General features: G+C 59.0%; 16 protein-coding genes. 6 read left to right on the top strand and 10 right to left on the bottom strand.

Annotated features, from left to right (window positions below):
- Positions 1 to 18 precede the first annotated feature (18 nt).
- The 3 genes from ACRER8_RS21720 to putA form a co-directional block, all read right to left on the bottom strand.
- Positions 19 to 1,821 carry an acyl-CoA dehydrogenase gene (locus ACRER8_RS21720; RefSeq protein WP_431748245.1) on the bottom strand — a complete coding sequence of 601 codons (1,803 nt, stop codon included), beginning with the start codon at positions 1,819 to 1,821 and terminating at the stop codon, positions 19 to 21.
- 226 nt (positions 1,822 to 2,047) lie between these two features.
- Positions 2,048 to 2,260, bottom strand: coding sequence for a DUF6124 family protein (locus ACRER8_RS21715; RefSeq protein ID WP_431748244.1), 213 nt, complete (start codon positions 2,258 to 2,260; stop codon positions 2,048 to 2,050).
- Positions 2,261 to 2,767: 507 nt separating this feature from the next.
- On the bottom strand, positions 2,768 to 6,721 hold the full coding sequence (gene putA, locus ACRER8_RS21710) for a trifunctional transcriptional regulator/proline dehydrogenase/L-glutamate gamma-semialdehyde dehydrogenase (protein ID WP_431748243.1): 3,954 nt from the start codon (positions 6,719 to 6,721) through the stop codon (positions 2,768 to 2,770).
- Positions 6,722 to 7,063: 342 nt separating this feature from the next.
- Here putA and putP point away from each other — a divergent pair, with 342 nt between their 5' ends.
- The gene (gene putP / locus ACRER8_RS21705) at positions 7,064 to 8,548 is read left to right on the top strand and encodes a sodium/proline symporter PutP (RefSeq protein ID WP_431748242.1); all 1,485 of its coding nucleotides are present in this window, start codon (positions 7,064 to 7,066) and stop codon (positions 8,546 to 8,548) included.
- A 156-nt stretch (positions 8,549 to 8,704) separates the two neighbouring features.
- Here the strand turns inward: putP and ACRER8_RS21700 are convergent, their stop codons facing one another.
- Positions 8,705 to 9,376, bottom strand: coding sequence for a polysaccharide lyase family 7 protein (locus tag ACRER8_RS21700; RefSeq protein WP_431748241.1), 672 nt, complete (start codon positions 9,374 to 9,376; stop codon positions 8,705 to 8,707).
- Between the two features lie 316 nt (positions 9,377 to 9,692).
- On the opposite strand from ACRER8_RS21700, the gene ACRER8_RS21695 reads away from it, so the two are divergent.
- Both ACRER8_RS21695 and ACRER8_RS21690 read left to right on the top strand, forming a co-directional pair.
- Positions 9,693 to 11,834, top strand: a complete 2,142-nt coding sequence (locus ACRER8_RS21695) for a putative bifunctional diguanylate cyclase/phosphodiesterase (protein ID WP_431748274.1) — start codon at positions 9,693 to 9,695, stop codon at positions 11,832 to 11,834.
- Between the two features lie 53 nt (positions 11,835 to 11,887).
- Positions 11,888 to 12,382: a YgjP-like metallopeptidase domain-containing protein gene (locus ACRER8_RS21690; protein WP_431748273.1), complete on the top strand. Its 495-nt coding sequence runs from the start codon at positions 11,888 to 11,890 to the stop codon at positions 12,380 to 12,382.
- Between the two features lie 144 nt (positions 12,383 to 12,526).
- Here ACRER8_RS21690 and ACRER8_RS21685 read toward each other — a convergent pair whose 3' ends face one another.
- Positions 12,527 to 13,789 (bottom strand): MFS transporter, encoded by a 1,263-nt coding sequence (locus ACRER8_RS21685; RefSeq protein ID WP_431748240.1) that lies wholly within the window; start codon positions 13,787 to 13,789, stop codon positions 12,527 to 12,529.
- A gap of 140 nt (positions 13,790 to 13,929) precedes the next feature.
- Between ACRER8_RS21685 and ACRER8_RS21680 the strand changes: the two genes are divergently transcribed.
- Together ACRER8_RS21680 and ACRER8_RS21675 are read left to right on the top strand one after the other, a co-directional pair.
- Positions 13,930 to 14,385 (top strand): winged helix-turn-helix transcriptional regulator, encoded by a 456-nt coding sequence (locus tag ACRER8_RS21680; RefSeq protein ID WP_431748239.1) that lies wholly within the window; start codon positions 13,930 to 13,932, stop codon positions 14,383 to 14,385.
- Between the two features lie 53 nt (positions 14,386 to 14,438).
- Positions 14,439 to 14,735 carry a winged helix-turn-helix domain-containing protein gene (locus tag ACRER8_RS21675; protein WP_431748238.1) on the top strand — a complete coding sequence of 99 codons (297 nt, stop codon included), beginning with the start codon at positions 14,439 to 14,441 and terminating at the stop codon, positions 14,733 to 14,735.
- 177 nt (positions 14,736 to 14,912) lie between these two features.
- Here the strand turns inward: ACRER8_RS21675 and ACRER8_RS21670 are convergent, their stop codons facing one another.
- Positions 14,913 to 15,371 (bottom strand): GNAT family N-acetyltransferase, encoded by a 459-nt coding sequence (locus ACRER8_RS21670; RefSeq protein WP_431748237.1) that lies wholly within the window; start codon positions 15,369 to 15,371, stop codon positions 14,913 to 14,915.
- 479 nt (positions 15,372 to 15,850) lie between these two features.
- Here ACRER8_RS21670 and ACRER8_RS21665 point away from each other — a divergent pair, with 479 nt between their 5' ends.
- Complete coding sequence (locus tag ACRER8_RS21665; RefSeq protein WP_431748236.1) at positions 15,851 to 16,588, top strand: substrate-binding periplasmic protein; 738 nt, start codon at positions 15,851 to 15,853, stop codon at positions 16,586 to 16,588.
- On the opposite strand, the gene yccS is transcribed toward ACRER8_RS21665, so the two are convergent.
- The 4 genes from yccS to mdtD all read right to left on the bottom strand — a co-directional run bounded on the left by yccS (position 16,569) and on the right by mdtD (position 23,399).
- Positions 16,569 to 18,776: a YccS family putative transporter gene (yccS, locus tag ACRER8_RS21660; RefSeq protein WP_431748235.1), complete on the bottom strand. Its 2,208-nt coding sequence runs from the start codon at positions 18,774 to 18,776 to the stop codon at positions 16,569 to 16,571. The genes ACRER8_RS21665 and yccS overlap by 20 nt on opposite strands.
- 230 nt (positions 18,777 to 19,006) lie before the next feature.
- The gene (locus tag ACRER8_RS21655; protein ID WP_431748234.1) at positions 19,007 to 20,185 is read right to left on the bottom strand and encodes an NAD(P)/FAD-dependent oxidoreductase; all 1,179 of its coding nucleotides are present in this window, start codon (positions 20,183 to 20,185) and stop codon (positions 19,007 to 19,009) included.
- Between the two features lie 149 nt (positions 20,186 to 20,334).
- On the bottom strand, positions 20,335 to 21,714 hold the full coding sequence (dbpA, locus tag ACRER8_RS21650; RefSeq protein ID WP_431748233.1) for an ATP-dependent RNA helicase DbpA: 1,380 nt from the start codon (positions 21,712 to 21,714) through the stop codon (positions 20,335 to 20,337).
- Between the two features lie 242 nt (positions 21,715 to 21,956).
- The gene (gene mdtD, locus ACRER8_RS21645; RefSeq protein WP_431748232.1) at positions 21,957 to 23,399 is read right to left on the bottom strand and encodes a multidrug transporter subunit MdtD; all 1,443 of its coding nucleotides are present in this window, start codon (positions 23,397 to 23,399) and stop codon (positions 21,957 to 21,959) included.
- Positions 23,400 to 23,549 lie beyond the last annotated feature (150 nt).

The following is a 23,549-nucleotide window of genomic DNA, read 5'->3' as shown; positions in this document are numbered from 1 at the left end:
ATTTGCTGATCCGCACCCTCAGAACCAACTCTCCTGCATTGATAAACAGACATCATCGCGCGCTTGCAGAATCGCCAGTTCGTGATGACAGGCGGGTACTTCCCACGTCAGGAAGTACCGCGCCGCCTGTAATTTGCCCTTGTAGAAATCGACATCGGCGCTATTGCCCCTGTGCAATCCCTCTTCAGCGCGAATGGCCTGTTCCAGCCAACGCCAGCCAATGACCGTGTGCCCGAACGCCTTGAGATACAGCGCCGAGTTGGCAAGCGTGGCAGTAACCTTGCCTTGGGCCAGATCCGTCAGCAGTTCCAGGGTGACGGCCTGTACGCCCGCCACAAGATGTTCGAGTGGCTGACGGAGTGTGCTCAATGACGCGTGCTCCTGGGCGCGCTGGCAGGTATCGGCAATCAACCGCACCAAATGTTTGAGGCCTGCGCCACCATTTTGCGCCAGCTTGCGTCCCAGCAAATCCAGCGACTGAATACCGTGTGTGCCTTCGTGAATCGGATTCAGGCGGTTGTCGCGGTAATACTGCTCGACCGGGTATTCGCGGGTATACCCGTGACCACCGAGAACCTGGATCGCCAGCTCGTTGGCCTTCAGGCAAAACTCCGAAGGCCACGATTTGACGATGGGCGTCAACAGATCCAGCAGTTCATGGGCCAGCTTGCGTTGCTCTTCGGTTTCCCCGGTTTGCGTGTCGTCAAACAGCCGGGCAGCGTACAGCCCCAGATCGAACGAGCCTTCGACGTAGGCCTTCTGGGTCAGCAGCATGCGTTTGACGTCAGCGTGTTGAATGATCGAAACCGGGGCGCTTTCGGGATTCTTGCTGTCGGGCAGGCGGCCCTGCGGGCGCTCGCAGGCATAATCCAGCGAGTACAAGTAACCGGCGTAACCCAGCATCACCGCGCCCATGCCGACGCCGATCCGCGCCTCGTTCATCATCTGAAACATATAGCTCAGGCCCTGATGCGGCTTGCCGATCAGGTAACCGACGCAGTTATCTTTATCGCCGAAATTCAGCGCGGTGGACGTGGTGCCGCGCCAGCCCATCTTGTGAAACAGCCCCGCAAGCAGCACATCGTTGCGCGGGCCCAGACTGCCGTCCTCATTGACCAGAAACTTGGGCACGATGAACAGCGAAATACCTTTCACGCCGGGCGGCGCTTCAGGCAGTTTTGCCAGCACCAGATGGATGATGTTTTCCGACAGCGAATGGTCGCCGCCAGAGATGAAAATCTTGTTGCCGCGCAGGCGATAGCTGCCATCTGGCGCAGGTTCTGCGCGCGTCCGGATATCCGACAGGGACGAGCCCGCGTGAGGTTCGGTCAATGCCATGGTGCCGAAAAAGCGCCCCTCGATCATGGGCTGCAGAAAGCGCTGCTTCTGTTCTTCGCTGCCGAAATTCTCGATCAGATTTGCCGCACCCATAGTCAGGAACGGGTACGACGTCGACGCCGCATTGGCCGACTGAAAGTGCGCAAAACAGGCCTGCGACAGCAGCGTCGGCAGTTGCATGCCGCCTGCTTCGAAGTTGCGCGCCGCATTCAGAAAGCCCGCCTCCAGAAACGCGTCCACAGCCGGTTTAACTTCTGGGATCAGCACCGCCTCGCCGTTCTCGTAGCGCGGTTCGTTTTCGTCGTTCTTGCGGTTGTGCGGGGCGAAGAATTTCTCGGCAATGGTCCGCGCCGTGGTGATCGCCGCATCGAACGTCTCCCGATTGTGCTCGGCGAAACGCTCACGCCGCGTCAACGCTTCGGCGTCCAGCACTTCATACAATTCGAAAGCCAGATTGCGCGAACTGAGCAGCATCTCGGACATGGCGGCATTACCTTTTATTGGATTGCCGTCGAGTCTAGGCGAGCGGGGAGGGGGCGAACAGGAAGATTGATGTGGGTGATGGGGGTAGAACAGGGGATGGATACGGCGCTGCAAATTATGGGGGCGCGCTTGCCCGCGATGACGTCAGGTCAGACGAATCTCTTGTCGCAGATACGACGCATCGCGGGCAGGCGCGCTCCTACAGTGTTTGGGGCGGCCCGGCAGCTCAGCGAATTTCGACCTGATCCAGCGATCGATCGACCGCGGCTTTGGCCATGTCAATCAGATGGAAGACGGAGAAAGCCAGATCGCGTTTCACGCCAGTGAGGTTTTCGGCGCTTTCACAGGCTGTCGCCATGGCGCATCGCAGTAGGCCCGATGCATGGGCCAGGGATTCTCCGAGGGACTTGTCGGGTGGATCGGGGGTGATTTTCAGCATTTCGTAGACCTTTAGGTTAGTGAGGCCACCGAAGCTTCGCTGCTAAACGAACGAGGGTGGCAGCTTTGACACGGGTTAGCAGACTGGTCCTAAAGGCCAAAAACCAGCGCACGCGGACGTGCCCCGCGCAAAGCCGCCATAAAGGGTTCTGCTGGCCAGTAATGACGATTTCAGGCTGCTAAACCCGGACGCTGATATTCAGCGACCGACGCAGCCTAATGATCGAATTGCCAAGGCACAAGCGGGTAAGAGTTTCTAGGAAATGTCCTTCGCAAGAAAGAGAGAGGGCTGTAAGAAAGAGGCTACAAATGGGGCATTTTGTTGCAGGAAATGGCGGTTTTTAGGCGAGGCATGATGAGCCGAACGAGAATTTTCGGCAGATGAAAAAGTTGTGGGAGTGAGCTTGCTCATGAAGAGATCTGTACATCCACAGCGACTCTGGCGTGTGTAAAGTCAGTCTTCGTGAGCGAGCTCACTCCCACAGGGGAGCGGCGACTTGGCAGTAAACTACCCGATCGTCATCAAGCTCGCGTTACCACCTGCCGCAGCGGTGTTCACGCTCAATGCGCGCTCAATCACCAAACGTTCTAGCGCGATGTTGGTTTCGCCTTTGGAGAGACCATGAACGCCGACAATGGCGCCGCTGCGTTGTGCGACCTGCTCACAGATTGCGCGCAACTGGTCGGAGTCGCCGTGGTGCAGGACGGCGTCGATCCCGATGTCGTCTTTGCTCCAGTCAGCAACCAGCTTGATCCGCGCCTGGACCTCTTTCGGCAGACGTTTGTAGAGCGCCTTGCTCAGCTCGTTTTCCGGCACGATCGCTGTGCTGCCAACAGCCAGCACAGCAGCTAGTTGCGTCAGCAAATCGGCTTCGTCCTCGGCCAGACACAGCACATGCTCACGGGGCAGGATGCTGTAGCTGTTGCGCTCACCGGTCGGGCCGGCCAACAGGCGAGTGATCCCGCTTTGCGATTGCTCGGCGAACTGCGCGCACACTGCTTCGAGTTCAGTTTGTTGCTGGCTCGAAGCCCAGGCTTTCAGAGCCGTCAGCGGCTTGATCAGGTTGTCGCGCAGGCGAGTATCCGGCGCAGTGCCGCCATCACGCTGGGCGAAAGACTTCTGTACCGCGTCGGCCGGACGAGTCGACAGCAGGCGATACAAATACAGCGGGCCACCGGCTTTCGGACCGGTCCCCGACAAGCCTTCACCACCGAACGGCTGAACCCCGACCACGGCACCCACGATGTTGCGGTTGACGTACATGTTGCCAGCGTTGACCGAGTCGATCACCTTGGCGATGGTTTCGTCGATGCGTGTATGCACGCCCAAGGTCAGGCCATAGCCCGATGCGTTGATCTGGCCGATCAGTTGATCCAGTTCCTTGCGCTTGTAGCGCACCACGTGCAGGACCGGACCGAAGATTTCGCGTTGCAGCTCGTCGAAGCTTTCCAGCTCGATCAGGGTTGGCATCACATAGGTGCCGCGCTTGATTTCTTCGCTGTCGGCGATGGCTACCTGATAGACGTTGCGGCCTTTGTCGCGCATGGCCTGGATATGTTTCTCAATACCAGCCTTGGCTTCGGCGTCGATCACCGGGCCGATATCAACCGACAGACGCTCCGGGTTGCCCAGACGATTCTCCGCCATGGCACCCTTGAGCATTTCGATGACACGGTCGGCGGAATCTTCCTGCAGGCACAACACGCGCAGCGCCGAGCAACGTTGACCAGCACTGTCGAACGCCGAGGACACCACGTCGATGACCACTTGTTCGGTCAGTGCGGAGGAGTCGACGATCATCGCGTTCTGCCCGCCGGTTTCGGCAATGAGCGGGATCGGGCGGCCCTGAGCGTCAAGGCGGCCGGCAATATTGCGCTGCAGCAGACGGGCGACTTCGGTAGATCCTGTGAACATCACGCCTTTGACACGATCGTCGCCGACCAGACGCGCACCCACGGTTTCACCGCGGCCCGGCAGCAGTTGCACCACGCCTTCAGGAATGCCGGCTTCCAGCAGGATGCGCACGGCCTGAGCAGCGACCAGCGGGGTTTGTTCGGCAGGTTTGGCCAGCACAGGGTTCCCCGCAGCCAACGCGGCGGCGACCTGACCACTAAAAATCGCCAACGGGAAGTTCCACGGGCTGATACACACCACAGGACCGAGCGGGCGATGGGCGTCGTTGCTGAAATCGTTGCGCGCCTGCACGGCGTAATAGCGCAGGAAGTCCACCGCTTCACGCACTTCGGCAATGGCGTTGGCATAGGTCTTGCCAGCTTCGCGAGCCAGCAGCCCCATCAGTGGCTGGATTTCGGCTTCCATCAGGTCGGCGGCGCGCTCAAGAATCGCGGCCCGTTCGGCGGGGGGAGTCGCCTGCCAGATCGGGCCTGCGCTAAGGGCGCTGAGCAGCGCGTTGTCGACATCTTCCAGGCTGGCTTCGTGAACGTGGCCAACCACATCACGCAGGTCGGACGGATTCAGCACCGGCGTTGCAGGACCTGCGCTGACCGGGCTGCCCAGCATGGGGGCCGCTTTCCAGTCGTTGTGCGCGGTGGCCAGCAGTGCCGAGGACAGCGAGCCCAGACGATGTTCGTTGGCCATGTCGATACCCGCCGAGTTGGCGCGCTCGCTGCCATAAAGGTCACGCGGCAGCGGGATTCGCGGGTGCGGCAATCCGAAACCACCTTCCTGAGTGGCCATGCGCTCGATGCTTGAAACCGGATCGGCGACCAGTTCCTGAATCGAAATCGCCTGGTCGGCAATACGGTTGACGAAGGAGGTGTTGGCGCCGTTTTCAAGCAAGCGACGAACCAGATAAGCCAGCAGGGTTTCGTGAGTGCCGACTGGGGCGTACACGCGGCACGGTCGGTTCAGCTTGCCGTCGGAGACTTTGCCGACGACCTGCTCGTACAGAGGCTCACCCATGCCATGGAGGCACTGGAATTCATACTGGCCGGGGTAATAATTCTGACCGGCAATGTGGTAAATCGCCGACAGTGTATGGGCGTTGTGAGTCGCGAATTGCGGGTAGATGACTTCTGGCACCGACAGCAGTTTGCGGGCACATGCGATGTAGGAAACGTCGGTGTACACCTTGCGCGTGTAGACCGGATAGCCTTCCAGCCCTTCGACTTGAGCGCGCTTGATCTCGCTGTCCCAATAGGCGCCTTTCACCAGGCGGATCATCAGGCGATGACGGCTGCGGCGGGCCAGATCGATCACATAGTCGATCACATAAGGGCAACGCTTCTGATACGCCTGAATCACGAAGCCGATGCCGTTCCAGCCAGTCAGCTGTGGTTCGAAGCACAGGCGTTCGAGCAAATCCAGCGACAGCTCCAGACGGTCCGCCTCTTCGGCGTCGATGTTCAGACCGATATCGTATTGCTTGGCCAACAGGGTCAGCGACAGCAGGCGTGGATACAGTTCTTCCATCACGCGCTCGTATTGCGCTCGGCTGTAGCGCGGGTGCAGAGCGGAAAGCTTGATGGAAATGCCCGGGCCTTCATAAATGCCGCGCCCGTGGGACGCCTTGCCGATGGAGTGAATCGCCTGTTCATACGAGGCCAGATATTTCTGCGCGTCGTGCTCAGTCAGGGCGGCTTCACCGAGCATGTCATACGAGTAGCGGAAGCCTTTGGATTCGAAACGGCTGGCATTAGCCAGGGCTTCGGCAATGGTTTCGCCGGTGACGAACTGCTCGCCCATCAGGCGCATCGCCATGTCGACACCCTTGCGGATCATCGGCTCGCCGGACTTGCTGATGATGCGGCTCAGGGAGGAGTTCAGGCCTGCTTCATTGTGAGTGCTGACCAGTTTGCCAGTCAGCAGCAATCCCCAGGTCGCGGCGTTGACGAACAGTGAAGGGCTGTTCCCCAGGTGCGGCTGCCAGTTACCGGTACTGATCTTGTCGCGGATCAATGCGTCACGAGTGCCTTTGTCCGGGATGCGCAGCAGGGCTTCGGCCAGACACATCAGCGCTACGCCTTCCTGCGATGACAGCGAAAACTCCTGCAACAAACCCTGCACGATGCCCGCACGACCGCCAGCGCTCTTCTGATTACGCAATTTTTCAGCAATTGAGGCAGCCAGTTTGTGTGTGGCTTCGGCCATAGGCGCAGGCAAACGAGCCTGTTCCAGCAGCATCGGCACGACTTCAGGTTCTGGGCGGCGATACGCCGAGGTGATCGCGGCGCGCAACACCGACTGCGGCAGAATGCTTTCAGCGAACTCGAGGAACGCTTGGTGAACGGTCTCCACTGGCGGCTCGCCCTGATCGTCGGCGTCCTTGGTGCCAAGGCCGTTCAGATCATTAAGGGTTGCACCACCCTCGAGCTTTTCCAGGTAATTGAAAATTGCCTGTTTGATCAGCCAGTGCGGGGTCCGGTCAATGGACTGCGCTGCTGCTTTCAATCGCTCGCGGGTCGGGTCGTCGAGTTTGACACCGAGGGTGGTGGTCGCCATGTCTTGTCCTCATAAGAGCCACGCTGAGTGTGGCTATAGCTGTCGCCAAGATTAGCTGCGCACAAGGTTGGGTGCAACCGGGTGCAACCCGTTTTTTTCGGATATTTCAAAATTGCCGTTCGACGCTTCCATACCCTCAAATGCCGAGCGAGATTGCACCAAATAAAAAGAGTCAAACGGATGTTTAGAAAAAAAGAGCGTTAAAACCAGATGGTTACATTTGGATCAAGAAAAGGTGCAACTTTCTGACGCGTAAGGGTTGCGCCTACGCCGACGTGTTCCTTAGGATGCGCCCCTTTGGTGCATCCCGTTGCGCCGCCATAAGAAAAGCGTGGATAGAGAATGAGCGTCAGTAACCCCACTCTGATCACTTTCGTGATCTACATCGGTGCAATGGTCCTGATCGGGCTCATGGCCTATCGCTCCACCAATAACCTGTCAGATTACATTCTGGGTGGTCGCAGTCTGGGCAGTGTCGTGACTGCATTGTCCGCTGGCGCCTCGGACATGAGCGGCTGGCTGCTCATGGGGCTTCCCGGTGCTATCTACATGTCCGGTCTATCTGAAAGTTGGATCGCCATCGGCCTGATCGTTGGCGCCTATCTGAACTGGCTGTTCGTGGCGGGTCGCCTGCGGGTCCAGACCGAGCACAACGGCGACGCCCTGACGCTACCCGATTATTTCTCCAGCCGATTCGAAGACACCAGCGGTCTGCTGCGGGTAATTTCCGCAATCGTGATTCTCGTATTCTTCACCATCTATTGCGCCTCGGGCATCGTCGCGGGCGCCCGCCTGTTCGAAAGTACTTTTGGCATGTCGTACGAAACCGCGTTGTGGGCGGGTGCAGCAGCGACCATCGCCTATACCTTCATCGGCGGCTTCCTGGCCGTGAGCTGGACCGATACCGTGCAAGCCACGCTGATGATCTTCGCGCTGATTCTCACGCCGATCATTGTCCTGTTGGCGACCGGCGGCGTCGATACCACTTTCCTGGCCATTGAAGCGAAGGATCCTGCCAATTTCGACATGCTCAAGAACACCACCTTCATCGGCATCATTTCCTTGATGGGCTGGGGGCTGGGTTACTTCGGTCAGCCGCATATCCTGGCGCGTTTCATGGCGGCGGATTCGGTGAAGTCCATCGCCAAGGCGCGCCGTATTTCCATGACCTGGATGATTCTGTGCCTGGGTGGCACGGTGGCGGTGGGCTTCTTCGGGATCGCCTACTTCTCGGCGCACCCTGAAGTTGCCGGCCCTGTGAGCGAGAACCATGAGCGAGTGTTCATCGAACTGGCGAAGATCCTGTTTAACCCGTGGATCGCCGGTGTGCTGCTGTCAGCGATCCTCGCAGCGGTCATGAGCACCCTGAGCTGCCAGTTGCTGGTGTGCTCCAGTGCGCTGACAGAAGACTTCTACAAGGCCTTCCTGCGCAAGCGTGCTTCGCAGCGTGAGTTGGTTTGGGTCGGTCGTGCGATGGTTCTGCTGGTGGCATTGATTGCCATTGCCATGGCGGCTAACCCTGAAAACCGCGTGTTGGGCCTGGTGAGTTATGCATGGGCAGGTTTTGGCGCCGCATTCGGTCCAGTGGTGCTGATTTCCGTGATCTGGAAAGGCATGACCCGTAACGGCGCGTTGGCCGGTATTCTGGTCGGCGCTGTTACCGTGGTGGTGTGGAAGCATTTCGAACTGCTGGGACTGTACGAAATCATTCCGGGGTTCATTTTTGCCAGCGCTGCGATCGTGCTGTTCAGCTTGCAGGGCAAAGGCCCGACCCCTGGCATGCTGGCGCGATTCGAGGCGGCTGAAAAAGCGTACAAAGCAGCCTGAGGACAGTTACAGGCGCCGCGAATGGCCTGATTTACCGTAGCATCCTTTGTAGGAGCCGGCTTGCTGGCGAATGCGGTCCGACAGGCGCCACAGCTGCGCCTGAAACACCGCCTTCGCCAGCAAGCCGGCTCCTGCAGTCGAATCTGCCCAGCGCCATCAACCCTTGTTGTGATCGGCATCCAGATTAAAAAACATCACCTTGCCACCTTCGCTGGTATAGCCGGTATTGTCCTGGGTGTAGACCCCGGCTTTGAAATACAGCTGTTGTTTGCTCCAGGTGGCGCTGATGCGGTCGTTCCAGAACATGTTGTTGGCCTGAACGCTGAGTAGCCCAGCCTTGTTCAGGTGAATCACGTACTTGAATGTCTCGTTGAGCCGTATGCCCTCGGCGACGGTGAAGATGCGGGCTTCCTTGTCGTCGGGGTGGAAACGGACCTTGGCAACGATGGTGCCGTCCTTGGTGGCGTCCTTGTATTGGTACTCGACCTTGAGCAGCGGTTGCGTGCTTTCGTAGACGTGAATCTGGCCGATGACGACCCGCCCGGAGGAGGGGACCTGAATGACCTTGAGCTTGGCGCTCAGGAAATTGTCAGCGTCGGGGTAGGACCAGTTATGCAGCGTGCCGTTGGACCAGGTTTCACGCAGCTCAGTGCGAGGATATTTAGCGTTCGCAGTCTTGGTGCCAGTCACCGGGGCCCAGAAAGTGACGTTGGAGGCGCTGGAGGTGAAATACTTGCCGTCGTATCCCTGAAGCAGTTGCTGCGTTTCTATAGTTGCGGGGGGCGAGCCCACGGGAATGCTCAGATTCCACGATCCTAAATCAATCATCTGTTTTCTTGTCCGATATGTCTCATTGCCAGCAAACGCGTCTGGCCCAAGGGTTTGAGGGGGGGCTCCTTATACGTTTCAGGCGTTTGCTTGTTAACGAGTATCCGTCGAATGGCTGCCATCAATGTGCCTGCATTTTTTCAGCAGGACAGCGTACAGTTGGCCCTCAGAGTGGCGACCGTTAGTCGGGTTCGTTGATCTTTTGAGATGGCACAACGATGGCCCCCTTCTTTTTTCCTCATTCAGGACTAAAGTAAGGGCCATTCGGATCATGGGCGGAGCCCTTTCACCGGGCAGTGAAGTGATGAGTAGCAGCATGGAATGCGTGCAACCCCAGCCACCTAATGGCAAGTCGGTTCTGCTGGTAGTCGATGACTATCCTGAAAACCTCGTCACTATGCGTGCGGTCCTGCAACGGCAGGACTGGGAAATTGTCACGGCCAGTTCAGGTATGGAAGCGTTGGGTCTGCTTCTGGACGTTGATATCGATATCGTTTTGCTGGACGTGCAAATGCCGGAAATGGACGGCTTCGAAGTCGCACGCCTGATGCGTGGCAGTCAGCGAACGCGTCTGACGCCGATCATCTTTCTGACGGCCAACGAGCAGTCTCGCGACGCTGTGCATAAAGGCTATGCCAGCGGGGCGGTCGACTATCTGTTCAAGCCCTTCGATCCCAATATTCTCAAGCCCAAGGTGCAGGCACTGCTGGAGCAACAGCACAATCGCCGCGCCTTGCAGAAACTCAGCCGTGAACTCGAATCGGCGCGGGCCTTCAATGCGTCGGTGCTGGCCAATGTGGCCGAGGGCATTCTGGTCGTCAACGAGGACGGCATCATCAGCTTCGCTAACCCGGCCATCTGCCGGCTGCTGGGCATGACCGACGGCGAGTTGCGCGGCACTGAGCTGAGTTGCTATCTGCAGGAACCGGCAGTCAGTGAGTGGACCGATTCAGGCTTCTATCATCACTATCGTCGCGCCGACACCTATCGCGTTCATGACGCCATCCTGCGCAGCCCCGAGGGGCGGCAAGTGCCTGTCGCATTATCCTGTGCGCCTCTGCCCGAAGAGCAGAAGGCGATGGTGTTGAGCGTGCTCGACATGTCGGTGGTACGTGATCTCTATCGCCAACTCGAGCATCAGGCTGTCACTGACTCGCTGACGGGGCTGCTTAATCGGCGCGGCTTTTACCAGACCGTCGAAAGCATGCTGTTGCGCAATGAACACGCCGGGAAATACCTGGTGGTGCTTTATCTGGATCTGGACGGCTTCAAGCACGTCAACGACTCGCTGGGCCACGACGCCGGCGATCAAGTGCTGATCTGGGTCGCCGACCAGTTGAAGGATTGTCTGCGGCCCTATGACGTACTGGCGCGGATGGGCGGAGACGAGTTCGTCGTGGTTATCGACGGGCTGGACTTCCCCGAACACGCCGCCAAAGTCGCGGAGAAACTCATCGATCGGGTTTCGGTCCGGCGTCATATCGACGGCATCGAGGCGACTTTGGGCGTCAGTATCGGCATCGCGATTTACCCGGACTGCGGGACCAACCTGGACGGTTTGTTGCGCGCCGCTGACATTGCCATGTACGAAGCCAAGCGCGCGGGCCGCCAGCAGTATCGTTTCTACGATCAATACATGAACGGCCGCGCGCGTTCTCGCCTGATGCTTGAAGAAAGCGTACGCACGGCCGTCGAGGGCAAGGATTTTTCGATCGTCTACCAGCCGCAGATCAATGTGTTGACGGGGCGCACCCGGGGTTTCGAAGCGTTGCTGCGCTGGAATCATCCGGACGCCGGTGATGTGCCGTCGAGTCTGTTCATTCCGTTGCTAGAAGAGACGCGTCTGATCAACAAGCTCGGGGGCTGGATCTACGAGCAGGGCGCGGCTCAGCGTCAGCGTTGGGACGGCGTGTTTCCGGATGAGCTGGTGGTCAGCGTCTGCGTCAGTCCTGCACAGTTCAGCATGCCTAACCTTGCCGCGGAACTGCAGCGGGCAATCCAGATTCACGGCCTCAAACCCCGGCAGTTAGAGGTTGAAATCACCGAGCCTTCGCTGGTGCACAACCTCGTTCACAGTCGCAAGCAACTGCAGAGCCTGCATGAGATCGGCGTTCGAGTATCGCTGGACGATTTCGGTGCGGGCGACAGCTCTTTGGCGCACCTGCGAAATCTTGATCTGGATACGCTCAAGCTCGATCGGCACTTCATCGGCGGCATGATGAGTTCGCCTCGGGATCTGGCCGTAGCGCGCAGCATCATCGATCTGTGCCGGCTGCTGAATATCGAGGTGATCGCCGAAGGCGTCGAAACGCTGGAACAGTACCAATGGCTGGCTGCCAATGGCTGCGAGGTCATTCAAGGGTTTCTGCTGGCACATCCGCTGACGCCGGACGAGGCGTTGAATTTCGTCGCGCCGATCACCCTGCCGACCACTGACCCACTGCTCGAACAGGATTGACAGGGTAGACTGGCGCCTTTCGAGCCACTTGATCTGACATGACCTCCACTGCCATTAGCCCGCTCAAGTACCTGCAGGCCTATCCGCCTTCGTTGCAGGATCAGGTACGGCAATTGATCGCTCAGGAAAAGTTGGGCGCTTACTTGGAACAGCGCTATCCGGGGCGTCATGACGTGCAGAGCGACAAGGCGCTGTACGCCTACGCGTTGGCGCTCAAACAGGAGCACCTGCGCAACGCACCGAACATCGACAAGGTGCTTTTCGACAATCGTCTGGACCTCACGCACCGTGCGCTGGGGCTGCACACCTCCGTTTCTCGGGTGCAGGGCGGAAAACTGAAAGCCAAGAAGGAAATTCGGGTTGCTTCCCTGTTCAAGGACGCTGCGCCGGAGTTTCTCAAGATGATCGTTGTGCACGAGCTGGCGCATTTCAAGGAGACCGAGCACAACAAGGCCTTCTACAAGCTGTGCGAGCACATGCAGCCGGGCTATCACCAGTTAGAGTTCGACTTGCGCGTCTATCTGACGTGGCGGGATATGCAGGGCTGAATAGTTGCGGTTCATCTTGTAGCCACCCGCCTCGCACGCGGTGATTTCTACCTGCCGACATTTCGACGTGCGATAGCCATGTTCCGAACTCTTGTAGTCAGTCGATCAGATTAGAGCGCGCGCGGGCAACCGATCCGGCAGCATTCAAGAACGAGGTGCGATTGCAGTCCGAGACCATAGCCAGAACAACCACGCGGCGACGCTGATCGAGGCGCCCAACAGGCACACCGCATGCCAGCCCCATCGCGCATAGACCAGGGTGGCAGCAGCCGCGCCCAGCGCGCTGCCTATCGAGTAAAAGCACATGTAGGCGCCAACGAGCCGACTCTGCGCGTCGGGCCTTGCGGCAAATATGAGGCTTTGGTTAGTGACGTGGACTGCTTGCACGGCGAAGTCGAGGATGACGACACCTATGATCAGCGCAAGCAGGGAGGTTTCGGCAAATGCGGTGGGCAACCAGGACAGCGCCAGCAGTGCCAGAGAGATCCCGGTGACCCGCCGTTCCAGACCCCGGTCAGCCCATCGGCCGGCTCTGGATGCGGCCAAAGCACCGGCGATTCCGGCAAGCCCGAACAAACCGATCTGCGTATGCGAAAGCGACAGCGGCGGTGCGCTCAGCGGCAATACCATAGATGTCCACAGCACGCTGAATGCGGCAAAAATGAGCAGGGCAAAGACGCCTCTGACGAGCAAGGTCCGTTCAGTTCTGAACAAGTTGAAAACCGAAAGTATCAGCGCCGTGTAGGAGCTTTTTATGCGCGGGAGGCCGGTTACGGGAATGGCTTTGTACAACACCGCTGCCATCACGAGCATTAATCCTGCGGAAACGAAGTACACCGCACGCCATCCGGCCACGTCCGCGATGACTCCCGATGTAAAACGGGCCATTAAAATGCCTAACACTACGCCGCTGGTTACAGTCCCCACCGCCTGACCTCGCTGTGACGGTGTCGCCAGCGCGGCGGCATACGCCACCACGACTTGGACGACGACAGCCATCAAACCCACCAGTGTCATCGCGCCCAGCAGGACTGACCAATGCTCTGCGTAGCCGACGACGCTCAAGGCGATGGCCGATAGCAGCATTTGAGTAAGGATCAGGGTTTTGCGGTTAACCAGGTCACCAAGCGGCACGATGAAAAACAGGCCTATGGCGTAACCGATTTGTGTCGCGGTCACGACGCCGCCGATCAGGCCGGGGTCGACATTGAGGCTCTGCGCAATGGAATCCAGCAACGGTTGAGCGAAGTAAACGTTCGCCACTGCAAGTGCGCAGGTCACTGAAAAAAGAAGGGTGAGTGCACGAGACAAACGAAGAACGGTTTCCGGGCGGGGCGGCTCGATTCCAGTCACGCCTATCAGGGCGGGGGGGCTGACATCGATTGCTGCTTCGTTCTTCGTAGTCATACACCTTTCACCGACGAAAAAAATCTGGTTTCGTTCTAAAACCAGTTGATTGATTTCTAACAAGCGAGGTTTTAATGTGCAACCAGTTTTTTCATTCCTTATGCTCTGCGCAATGATGCGTCTACCAATGGGGACCTCCCATGGCTAAGCAAACATCTTTGGGAACCAGCGAATGTCCAGTCGCAAGAACCCTTGAGGCCGTTGGTGACCGCTGGTCTTTGCTGATCATTCGCGACGCGTTCGACGATATCCGTCGTTTCAGCGAATTCCAGAAAAGTCTTGGGGTGGCCAAGAACATCCTCTCGTCCCGCCTGAAGGCTCTGGTCGAACTAGGGATTTTCAATATCAGGTCCGCTTCGGATGGCAGCGCCTACAAGGAATACGTCCTCACTCAGAGAGGTCGTTCAGTTTTCCCCGTGGTCGTTGCGATGCGTCAGTGGGGTGAGCAGCATTTGTTTAAAGACGGAGAAACCCACTCGATATTGCTGGACAATGAGCACGATCAGCCCGTGACGACGCTTGAAGTTCGAGCGGCCAGCGGCAAGCTGCTAGGCCCTGAAGACTGCCACAGAGGGCGCGTGCTCAAACCTGCCTGAGCTAAGCGTCATCAGGCCTCAGACCGTTCCGATTTACCCACAAGGACTTGGCGATGGACGTCAGCAAAACCAAGAGCAGTTTTTACCGCCGTCTGTACGTGGCGTATCTGATCGACAGCGAACTCGCCAGCAGCGTCCCGGCGCTGACCGACGTCACTGGCATGCCGCGGAGAACGGCACAGGACACCATCGCGGCGCTGACCGATCTGGATATCGTCTGTGAGTTCGAGCAATTGGATGGCGCGCGCAACCACGCGGGCGGTTACCGGATCCGCGACTGGGGAGCGATCGACCGGCAGTGGATCGTCGAGCATCTGCCGCAGATCAAGGCGGTGTTGGGGTATCCGTGAAACCTGGGTCGCCGACGATTATCACCTGTTCAATATGCCGCCTGGCTCGACTGATCTTCGTCGCGTCGTGAATCTATGTAGCAATCCGGCTTGCCGCGGCAGAGAGCTCAAGGCCGCCACCCGCCAGCAAGCCGTGTATTACAGATCGGCAAGGTCAGGCATCGAGAGCCCTCAGCGTCAATCCAGATCCCGACGCATCCCGATGTGCGGAATGCCATCCTCGACGTAGATATCACCCACCGGATTGAACCCGTAGCGGCTGTAATAGCTCTGCAAATGCGCCTGCGCTGACAGGTAGATCGGCTGATCCGGCCAGTTGCGTTCGGCATGCTCCAGGGCTTGCACCATCAATTCATGGCCCATTCCCTTGTTGCGCATCGATGGGGCGGTGACCACGCGTCCAATGGTCACATCGCCATCTTGCTGGATGGGGTCCAGCAGTCGCAGGTAGGCAACCAGTTCGCTCTCTTGCCAGGCCATCAAATGGCGCGTGTCGCCCAGCAAATCCAGGCCATCGACGTCCTGATACCAGCATTTCTGTTCCACCACGAACACTTGCGCGCGCAGTTGCAAAATGGCGTACAACTGCTCTTTGCTCAGGGCGGTATGGTGTTTGCAAATCCAGTTGATAGACATGAAGCCGGCTCGCGAAGAAAGTCGATCCCGGATACTAAACGCATATTGCCGTCAGTCCAAAGTCGGTAAGTGATGACAGTTGTGACGACGATCAGGACATCGTGCGATTTCTTGAACTGCGACACAAACATCAGCCGCTTAAGAGTTGTGGAAAACCTATATTCGGTCTTCAATGAAGGCCAGTTGCTATCGTCAAACGTTGCCTCTCCCAGAGCTGCCTATGTAGCGGTGGGAGTCTTCGTGATACAGCCATGCGCGATTGAACCTGTAGGGGGCAGCTTGCTGGCGAATGCGTCTAGCCAGACACATTGATGTCATTGAACCAACGCGTTCGCCAGCAAGCCGGCTCCTGCAAGGGATGGGAGCGTTCTCCAGCTCGTCCAGACTCAACGCCGCACCGCTCGACCAGGGATGTCGCACTGTCGCCTGAATTGCCGCGGAAAAATTGCAGGCTATCCACCTGCTTAAGGATCTTGAGCATGCCGCATTTGCTTCGAGCCATGGCTTTGCTGGGAGTGCTGTTAGTAGCGCAAGGCGTTTCGGCGCAGAAGCTGCGCATCGCTGGTGATGCATGGGCGCCGTATTCCGATGTGTCCTTGCTCAACGGCGGGCTCTCCACCGATTTGGTCCGCACCGCATTAAGCCGCGCCGGCTACACCACCGAATATGAGCAGGTCCCTTGGGCACGCGCGATTCATGGCCTAAGCGAAGGGCGTTACGACGTATTGATCAACGCCTGGTATAGCGAGGAGCGGACGCGCATCGGCCAGTTTTCCGGTGAATACCTGCTCAATAAACTGCGCTTTCTCAAGCGTAAATCGACGGATATCGAGTACCGGAATCTTGCGCAGCTGCACCCCTATTCAATTGCCGTAGTGCGCAGTTATGCGTATGCGCCAGCGTTTGATAACGATGTGGATTTGAAAAAGGTCCCGGTGGCGAGCTTCTCGACCGCTGTGCGTATGCTCGCGGCGGGGAGGGTCGACCTGGCGGTTGAGGATGAGTACGCCGCGCGTTTCGCCCTCAGCCGCGAGCCTGACGAGGTGCGTGACAATATTGTGTTCGTGCCCAAATCGCTGAGTGAAAACGGCCTGCACATACTGGTCAGCCTGAAAAATCCCGACCACGACAAAATCGTGGCTGATTTCGACAACGCCATCGCTGCCATGAAGGCCGATGGCAGCTACGACAAGCTATTCAAGTTGCACGACCTGTAACCTCGGCTTCCGTGGACGGCTCCTTGATCAGGTGCGCCGCCAGCGTACGCAATGGTCCGAGTTGACGACAGATCAGCGCCAGTTGCGTCTGCACCAGACGCTGCCCCTCATCGATTTCTTCCGGCATCTGCTCAAGCTCCGCCGCCAGCGCTTCCTCTGCATCGCTTTGCACGGCAACCGGCTGACGGCTGGCCAGGCTCTGGGCGATTTCATCGATGCTCGACGACAGGCTGGCGCCTGCACCTTCAATCAGATGCTCGCGGACCTCGCTCGGCAGCGGGGTTTCCCGATGCGCGCCCAGGCCTGACAGGTAGCTCAGCAGCGTGTGTGACAGCACCAGGAAACGGAAACCCACATCGGCCTCTTTGCGGAAGTGCCCTGGTTCCATGAGCATGTTGGCCAGCGTGGTCGACAGCGCGGCATCGGCGTTGTGGGCATTGCGACGGGCCAGGCGGTAAGCGAGGTCGTCGCTCTTGCCTTGCGCGTATTGCTGCATGATCTGGCGCAGATAGATGCTGTTGCAGGACAGCGTGTTGGCCAGCACCTTGTTCAGGCGACGGCCTTGCCAGTCCGGCAGGAACAGGAACACCGCAAGGCCTGCGATCAGGCTGCCCAACAGGGTGTCCATCAGGCGCGGCAGGAACAACCCGTAGCCATTGCCCACCTGATTGAAGCAGAACAGGATCATCACTGTGATCGCCGCCGTGGACAGCGTGTAGCGCGTGGTGCGGTTAACGAAGAACACCACCCCGGCCAGCACCGCGCACATCGATTGCAGCACCGGTGTGGTGATCAGGTCGAACAGAATCCAGCCCGCCGTCAGGCCAATCGCCGTACCGATGATCCGCTGCCCCAGCTTGCGTCGTGTCGCGCCGTAGCTTGGCTGGCAAACGAAAACCGTGGTCAGGATGATCCAGTAGCCTTGCGACGGATGGATCAGGTGAACCATGAGATAGCCAATCACCAGCGCCAGTGGCAGGCGCAGGGCATGGCGAAACAGCAGCGAAGTCGGCGTCAGTTGCAGACGCAAGCGAGTCCAGACGTCCTTGAGATTGCGCGGCGAACGGTCCAGCAGGCTGCTGTCGGAGGCGTCAGCCAGGGCGTCGGGGTTGCTGGCGTCGCTGAGCAGACGGTCGAGGGTGGCGAGGTTGTTGGCCAGCGCACGCAAGGAACGCAGCAGGCCACGCCAGGCCGGATTGCTCTGGATGCGCAAGTGTTCGAGCGAGGCGCGCAGATCGTCCAACGCGTGGGCGAAGCTGTCGTCGTAAATGAACGGCTGACGCAGCTGGATCGACACCGACAGATCGCGACAGGCATTGCCCTGCTGGCGCAACAGGCGCTGGCAGCGGAACAGCACGTCGCTGTGGAAAAACGCTTCGGCCAGCGAGTTGTACGGATAGTGCGATGAACTGGCGCGCTCGTGAATGTCCTGCGCCAGGAAGTACAGCTTGAGGTAGCGGCTGACCTTCGAACCGGGGCGACCGCTGCCTACACGGTTGAGGATGATTTCCTTGGTGACGTTGAGCGCGGCGACCACTTTGCCGTTCTGTTTCGCCAGTTCCAGACGCCGGGTTTCGACGTCCAGCGTGCGGATTGGCTCGAACAGCTCGGATTTGAGTTTCAGGTACAGACCCAGTTCGCGAAACAGCCGCGCCAACGCCTGTTGCACCGGCTGGTTGGAAAACAGCATCTGCCAGAGCACCGAGAGCAACCCATACCACGCCGCGCCGGCAACCAGCAGCATCGGTTCATGCCAGAAATCGATGACCTCGCCGCCGCGCTGGTCTACACCGATCATGGTGTAGACCGACAGAATCAGCGTGGCGTAGGCAATCGCGCCATAGCGCTCACCCAAGGCCCCTAGCATCGTCAGGCAAAACGCGGCCAGGGCGAACGCGCAGATGAACAGAATGGGGTAGGGGAACAGCAGCTCCACGGACAGTGCCGCAATGCTGAAACACACCAGCGTTACGGCCAGCGCATTGAGGCGGCCCTGCCAGCTGTCGTCGGTTTCGGAGAGGGCGCTGGCGATAATCCCCAGAAACAGCGGGATCAGCTGCGACATTTCGTTTTGATACCAGCACAGAGCCATGCTGCCAGTCAGCGCGATGAATACCCGCATGCTGTAGGAAAACTTGTCCAGCGCCCACAGGCGGCGGAAGGTGTTGCGCAACGATTTCGATGCCATGAACGCTGACGGCCTTGTTCGCGATTAATTCTGCTGAAGGATATGTACAGCGCCGGATGCGCGCTGTACATCCGCTTGGCAAAATTTATTCCCGATATGGTCGACGTGACCCCTGTGGAAGCGAATTCATTCGCGATACGTCGCCACAGGTGAAAAATGTGTAGCGAATGTGCGGACCTTCGCGAATGAATTCGCTCCCACAGAGTCGTCATCGTCAGTGAAAGTGCAGGTCAAACGTACTGCGCCGCCGCATACGCCGAGGCCCAAGCCCACTGGAAGTTGAACCCGCCCAGATGCCCGCTGACGTCCAGCACCTCGCCCACGAAATACAGCCCAGGCGACTTCAGGGACTCCATGGTCTTCGATGACACTTCTCGCGTATCGATTCCACCCAGCGTCACCTCTGCCGTGCGATAGCCTTCAGTCCCCGCGGGAATTATCTGCCAGCTCGCCAGTTTTGCCGCAATGTCCGCCAATTCCGCGTGGGTGTATTGCTTCATCGGTTTGGAGACGAACCACTGCTCGGCGATCAGGTTGGCCATCTTCTTGGTGAAGATTTCGCCCAACAGGGTCTTGAGTTCGCTGTTGGGACGTTCGGCCTGTAGCTCGGTCAGCCAGCTGTGCGCATCGTGATCGGGCAGCAGGTTGATTTCGATCGGGTCGCCAGGTTGCCAGAACGAGGAAATCTGCAGGATCGCCGGGCCACTCAGCCCGCGATGAGTGAACAAGATGTTCTCGCGAAAGCTGGTGTCGTTGCAGCTGACCAGGCAATCCACCGACGTCCCGGATAGCTCCGTGCACAGGTCCTTGAGTTGGTCGGTAATGGTAAACGGCACAAGACCCGCGCGGGTAGGCAGCAAGGTGTGGCCGAACTGCTTGCCGACCTGATAGCCGAAACCGGTAGCGCCCAGCGTCGGAATCGACAGACCGCCGGTAGCGATCACCAACGAATGACAGCTGATATTGCCCAGTGTGGTTTGCAGCGCGTAGCCGCTTTCGGTTTTCTCGATGGTCTGCACGGAGGTGTCCATATGCAGACTGACACCGGCGTCATCGCATTCGCTGAGCAGCAGGCCGAGAATGTCGCTGGACTTGTTGTCGCAGAACAACTGCCCGAGTTTCTTCTCGTGGTACGGCACGCCATGCTTGCCCACCAGCGCAATGAAGTCCCACTGGGTGTAGCGGGCCAGCGCGGACTTGCAGAAGTGCGGGTTCTGCGAGAGGAAGTTGGCGGGCTCCGTGTACATGTTGGTGAAGTTGCAGCGCCCGCCGCCCGACATGAGGATTTTCTTGCCCGGCTTGTTCGCGTGATCGATCAACATCACCTTGCGCCCCCGGTTGGCGGCGGTGAATGCACACATTAAACCTGCGGCGCCGGCGCCGATGATCACAACGTCAGTAACGGGCAAAGCGGTGTCCTCGGGTGTTCTGCGGTGTATCAGAAGATTTTGCGGTGTTTGTGAATACGTCTCGCGAATGAATTCGCTCCCACAGATGACCGCGATCTGCTGTGGGAGCGAATTTATTCGCGATAGGGGCGATGCTGTGTTTCGGACGCTTACAAGATCCGCACCCGCAACGACTTGCCCTTGATTTTGCCGTTGTTCAGACGCTCCAGCGCCTGCTTGGCGATGCTGCGCTCCACGGCCACGTAAGCCTGAAAGTCGAAGATCGCGATCTTGCCGACTTGAGTGCCAGGAACGCCCGCTTCACCGGTCAGCGCGCCCAGGATGTCGCCCGGACGCAGTTTGTCCTTGCGCCCCGAACCGATACACAGGGTGGTCATCGGCGGCAGCAGTTTGCCGCCTTCCTTGCGTGTCAGTTGGTCGTATTGTTGCCAGTTCAGCGGCGCTTTCTGCAGTTCCTCGATGGCTCGGGCGCGCTGGCTTTCCGAGGGTGCAACGAGGCTGACTGCGATGCCGGTTTCGCCTGCGCGGCCAGTACGGCCGACGCGGTGAATGTGAATTTCTGAATCCCGCGCCAGTTCGACGTTGATCACCATGTCCAGCGCATCGATGTCCAGGCCGCGGGCGGCAACGTCGGTCGCGACCAGTACCGAGGTACTGCGGTTGGCGAACATCGCCAGTACCTGATCGCGATCACGCTGTTCCAGATCGCCGTGCAGGCCGACGGCAGACATGCCTTTGGCGGTCAGGTGATCGACCACTTCCTGCACCTGTTGCTTGGTGAAGCAGAACGCCACGCAGGACTGCGGACGGAAATGGTCGAGAACTTTCACCACCGCTTCCAGGCGCTGCTCGGGGGCGATTTCATAGAAGATCTGCTCGATCTGGCTGTCGGCGTGCAGCGCTTCGACCTTCACGGTCTGGGGGTCGCGCATGAACTTGGACGCCAGCTGCTTGATGCCGACCGGGTATGTGGCCGAGAACAGCAGCGTCTGACGGCGCTGCGGAGTTTGCTCGATGATGTCGGCAATGGCGTCGTAGAAACCCATGTCGAGCATACGGTCGGCTTCGTCGAGGACCAGCGTGTTCAGGCCATCGAGGACCAGCGAGCCCTTGCGCAGGTGTTGCTGAATGCGCCCCGGCGTGCCGACGATGATGTGCGCGCCATGCTCCAGCGAGCCGATCTGCGGGCCGAAAGAAACGCCGCCGCACAGGGTCAACACCTTGATGTTGTCTTCGGCGCGGGCCAGACGGCGGATTTCCTTCGCCACCTGGTCAGCCAGCTCGCGCGTCGGGCACAGCACCAGCGCCTGGCAACCGAAGTAGCGCGGGTTGATCGGATTGAGCAGGCCGACGCCGAACGCGGCGGTCTTGCCCGAGCCGGTCTTGGCCTGTGCGATCAGGTCCATGCCCTTGAGCATCACCGGCAGGCTCTGCGCCTGAATCGGCGTCATCTCGGCATAACCAAGGGACTCCAGGTTAGCCAGCATGGCGGCGGAAAGGGGCAGTGAGTTAAAAGCGGTGTTGGTCACGGGACGGGCCTGCAAAACAAAATGTCGCGCAGTGTATCAGGTCGCGGCCCCTGCCTTGGGGGTGAGGGCGATAAATGGCGAGAGGCGTTCACAGATATCGGATGAAACGATGGTCTACCTGTGGGGATGGGTACAGCTGATACCTCTCTATTGGCCATACGATTTTTCGCGAATGAATTCGCTCCCACAGTGGGTCGCGTCTGGCCTTGAGATCCGGGATGAAAATCCGACCGGCCCTTAAATCATGCCTCGATCTCTGGCTCCGTCTGCGGTTTGCGCGGTGGGTTCTCTGGTGGCATGCGGGGCGACAATTGCAGGAAGATCGACGCCGCGAGCATCGCCAGTACGCCGACGCACAGAAACGTCAGCTGGAATGCACCCAGCACGTTGCTGACTTCGCCGCTCGTTACATCATCGGTAAAACCACCCAGCAGCGCAGCGGCACAGGCAACCCCAAGGCTCAGGGACAACTGCGCGACTACCGACAGCAAACTGTTGCCGCTGGCCGCGCTGGCATCGTCCAGGTCGATCAATGTCACAGCGTTCATTGCCGAAAATTGCAGGGAGTTAACCCCGCCGAGGAATGCCAGCTGGGTCAGTAGAAGCCAGTAAGGCGTGTCGGCGTCCACCAGCGCCATGCTGGCGAGCAGAATGCCGAGTAGCAGCGTATTGCCGGTCAAAACGATGCGGTAACCCAGCCGTTCAATGGCCTTGGTCGCCAGCGGCTTGGCGCACATTGCCGCCAACGCCAGCGGAATCATGCTCATGCCGGCGTGGGACGGCGAATAACCCAGCGCCACTTGCAGCATCAAGGGCACCAGAAACGGCAAGGCACCGCTACCCAAGCGGGCGAACAGGTTGCCCATGATCCCGACCGCGAAACTGCGGGTGCGAAACAGCGATGCGGAGAACAGCGGCGCTTCCACATGCCCGGCGCGCAACCAGTACGCGGCCAGACAGGCCATGCCGCCGAACAACAGCATTACCACGCGCAGGTGTGGCAGATGCAGTTCTCCCAGGCCTTCCAGCGCGATGGTGATCAGCACCATCGAAGCGCCAAATAGCGCAAAACCGACCAGATCAAAGCGCGTGCGTCCGCCACCTTGCAGGTCGGGGATGAACTTGCGCACCGCGAAGCAGCCGAGAATGCCGACCGGTATGTTGATCAGGAAGATCCAGTGCCAGCTCAGGTATTCCACCAACCAGCCGCCGACCGTCGGGCCCAACAACGGACCGAGAAGGGCAGGCATGGTAATGAAGCTCAGGATGCGCACCAACTCGGTTCGCGGATACGCCCGCAGTACGATCAACCTGCCTACCGGCATCATCAGCGCGCCGCCCAGGCCTTGAATCACGCGGGCCGCGACCAGCATGCCGAGGGTGTTGGCGGCCGCACAGAGCAATGAGCCGAAGCTGAACAGCAGGATGGCGCTGAAGAAGATTCGCTTGATGCCGAAGCGGTCCGAAATCCAGCCCGACGCCGGAATCAGCAAGGCGATGGTCAGCATGTAGGCGATGATCACCGACTGCATGCGCAGTGGATCTTCCGACAACGAGCCGGCCATGGAAGGTAGCGCGGTGTTGAGGATCGTGCCGTCCAGACTCTGCATGAAAAAGGCGATGGCAATGACCCAAGGCATCCAGCGCAGGGTCGTGGCGTCCAGTTGCGGCGTCGAAGTCGGCATGTGAATCGTGGGTCCTTGTTGGTTTTGTCGGGTTCTGGCGCAGGATTGAAATTTCTATGGGCGATGACGTAATCGCGCCTGCCACCAGACTGTAGGAGCCGGCTTGCTGGCGAACGGCGTCGTGTCAGGCGCATTGGCAGTGGACGATAC

Source organism: Pseudomonas sp., from assembly GCF_050739935.1.
Classification (GTDB): Bacteria; Pseudomonadota; Gammaproteobacteria; order Pseudomonadales; family Pseudomonadaceae; genus Aquipseudomonas.
This window is presented reverse-complemented; position numbering and strand designations above follow the sequence as displayed.

Bases quoted from the DNA above. Each gene is read 5' to 3' on its own strand.
- ACRER8_RS21685 (WP_431748240.1), bottom strand. From the start codon at position 13,789: ATGACTACGAAGAACGAAGCAGCAATCGATGTCAGCCCCCCCGCCCTG.
- ACRER8_RS21670 (WP_431748237.1), bottom strand. From the start codon at position 15,371: ATGTCTATCAACTGGATTTGCAAACACCATACCGCCCTGAGCAAAGAG.
- yccS (WP_431748235.1), bottom strand. From the start codon at position 18,776: ATGGCATCGAAATCGTTGCGCAACACCTTCCGCCGCCTGTGGGCGCTG.
- ACRER8_RS21720 (WP_431748245.1), bottom strand. From the start codon at position 1,821: ATGTCCGAGATGCTGCTCAGTTCGCGCAATCTGGCTTTCGAATTGTAT.
- ACRER8_RS21695 (WP_431748274.1), top strand. From the start codon at position 9,693: ATGGAATGCGTGCAACCCCAGCCACCTAATGGCAAGTCGGTTCTGCTG.
- mdtD (WP_431748232.1), bottom strand. From the start codon at position 23,399: ATGCCGACTTCGACGCCGCAACTGGACGCCACGACCCTGCGCTGGATG.
- ACRER8_RS21665 (WP_431748236.1), top strand. From the start codon at position 15,851: ATGCCGCATTTGCTTCGAGCCATGGCTTTGCTGGGAGTGCTGTTAGTA.
- ACRER8_RS21715 (WP_431748244.1), bottom strand. From the start codon at position 2,260: ATGCTGAAAATCACCCCCGATCCACCCGACAAGTCCCTCGGAGAATCC.
- ACRER8_RS21680 (WP_431748239.1), top strand. From the start codon at position 13,930: ATGGCTAAGCAAACATCTTTGGGAACCAGCGAATGTCCAGTCGCAAGA.
- ACRER8_RS21675 (WP_431748238.1), top strand. From the start codon at position 14,439: ATGGACGTCAGCAAAACCAAGAGCAGTTTTTACCGCCGTCTGTACGTG.
- putA (WP_431748243.1), bottom strand. From the start codon at position 6,721: ATGGCGACCACCACCCTCGGTGTCAAACTCGACGACCCGACCCGCGAG.
- putP (WP_431748242.1), top strand. From the start codon at position 7,064: ATGAGCGTCAGTAACCCCACTCTGATCACTTTCGTGATCTACATCGGT.
- ACRER8_RS21700 (WP_431748241.1), bottom strand. From the start codon at position 9,376: ATGATTGATTTAGGATCGTGGAATCTGAGCATTCCCGTGGGCTCGCCC.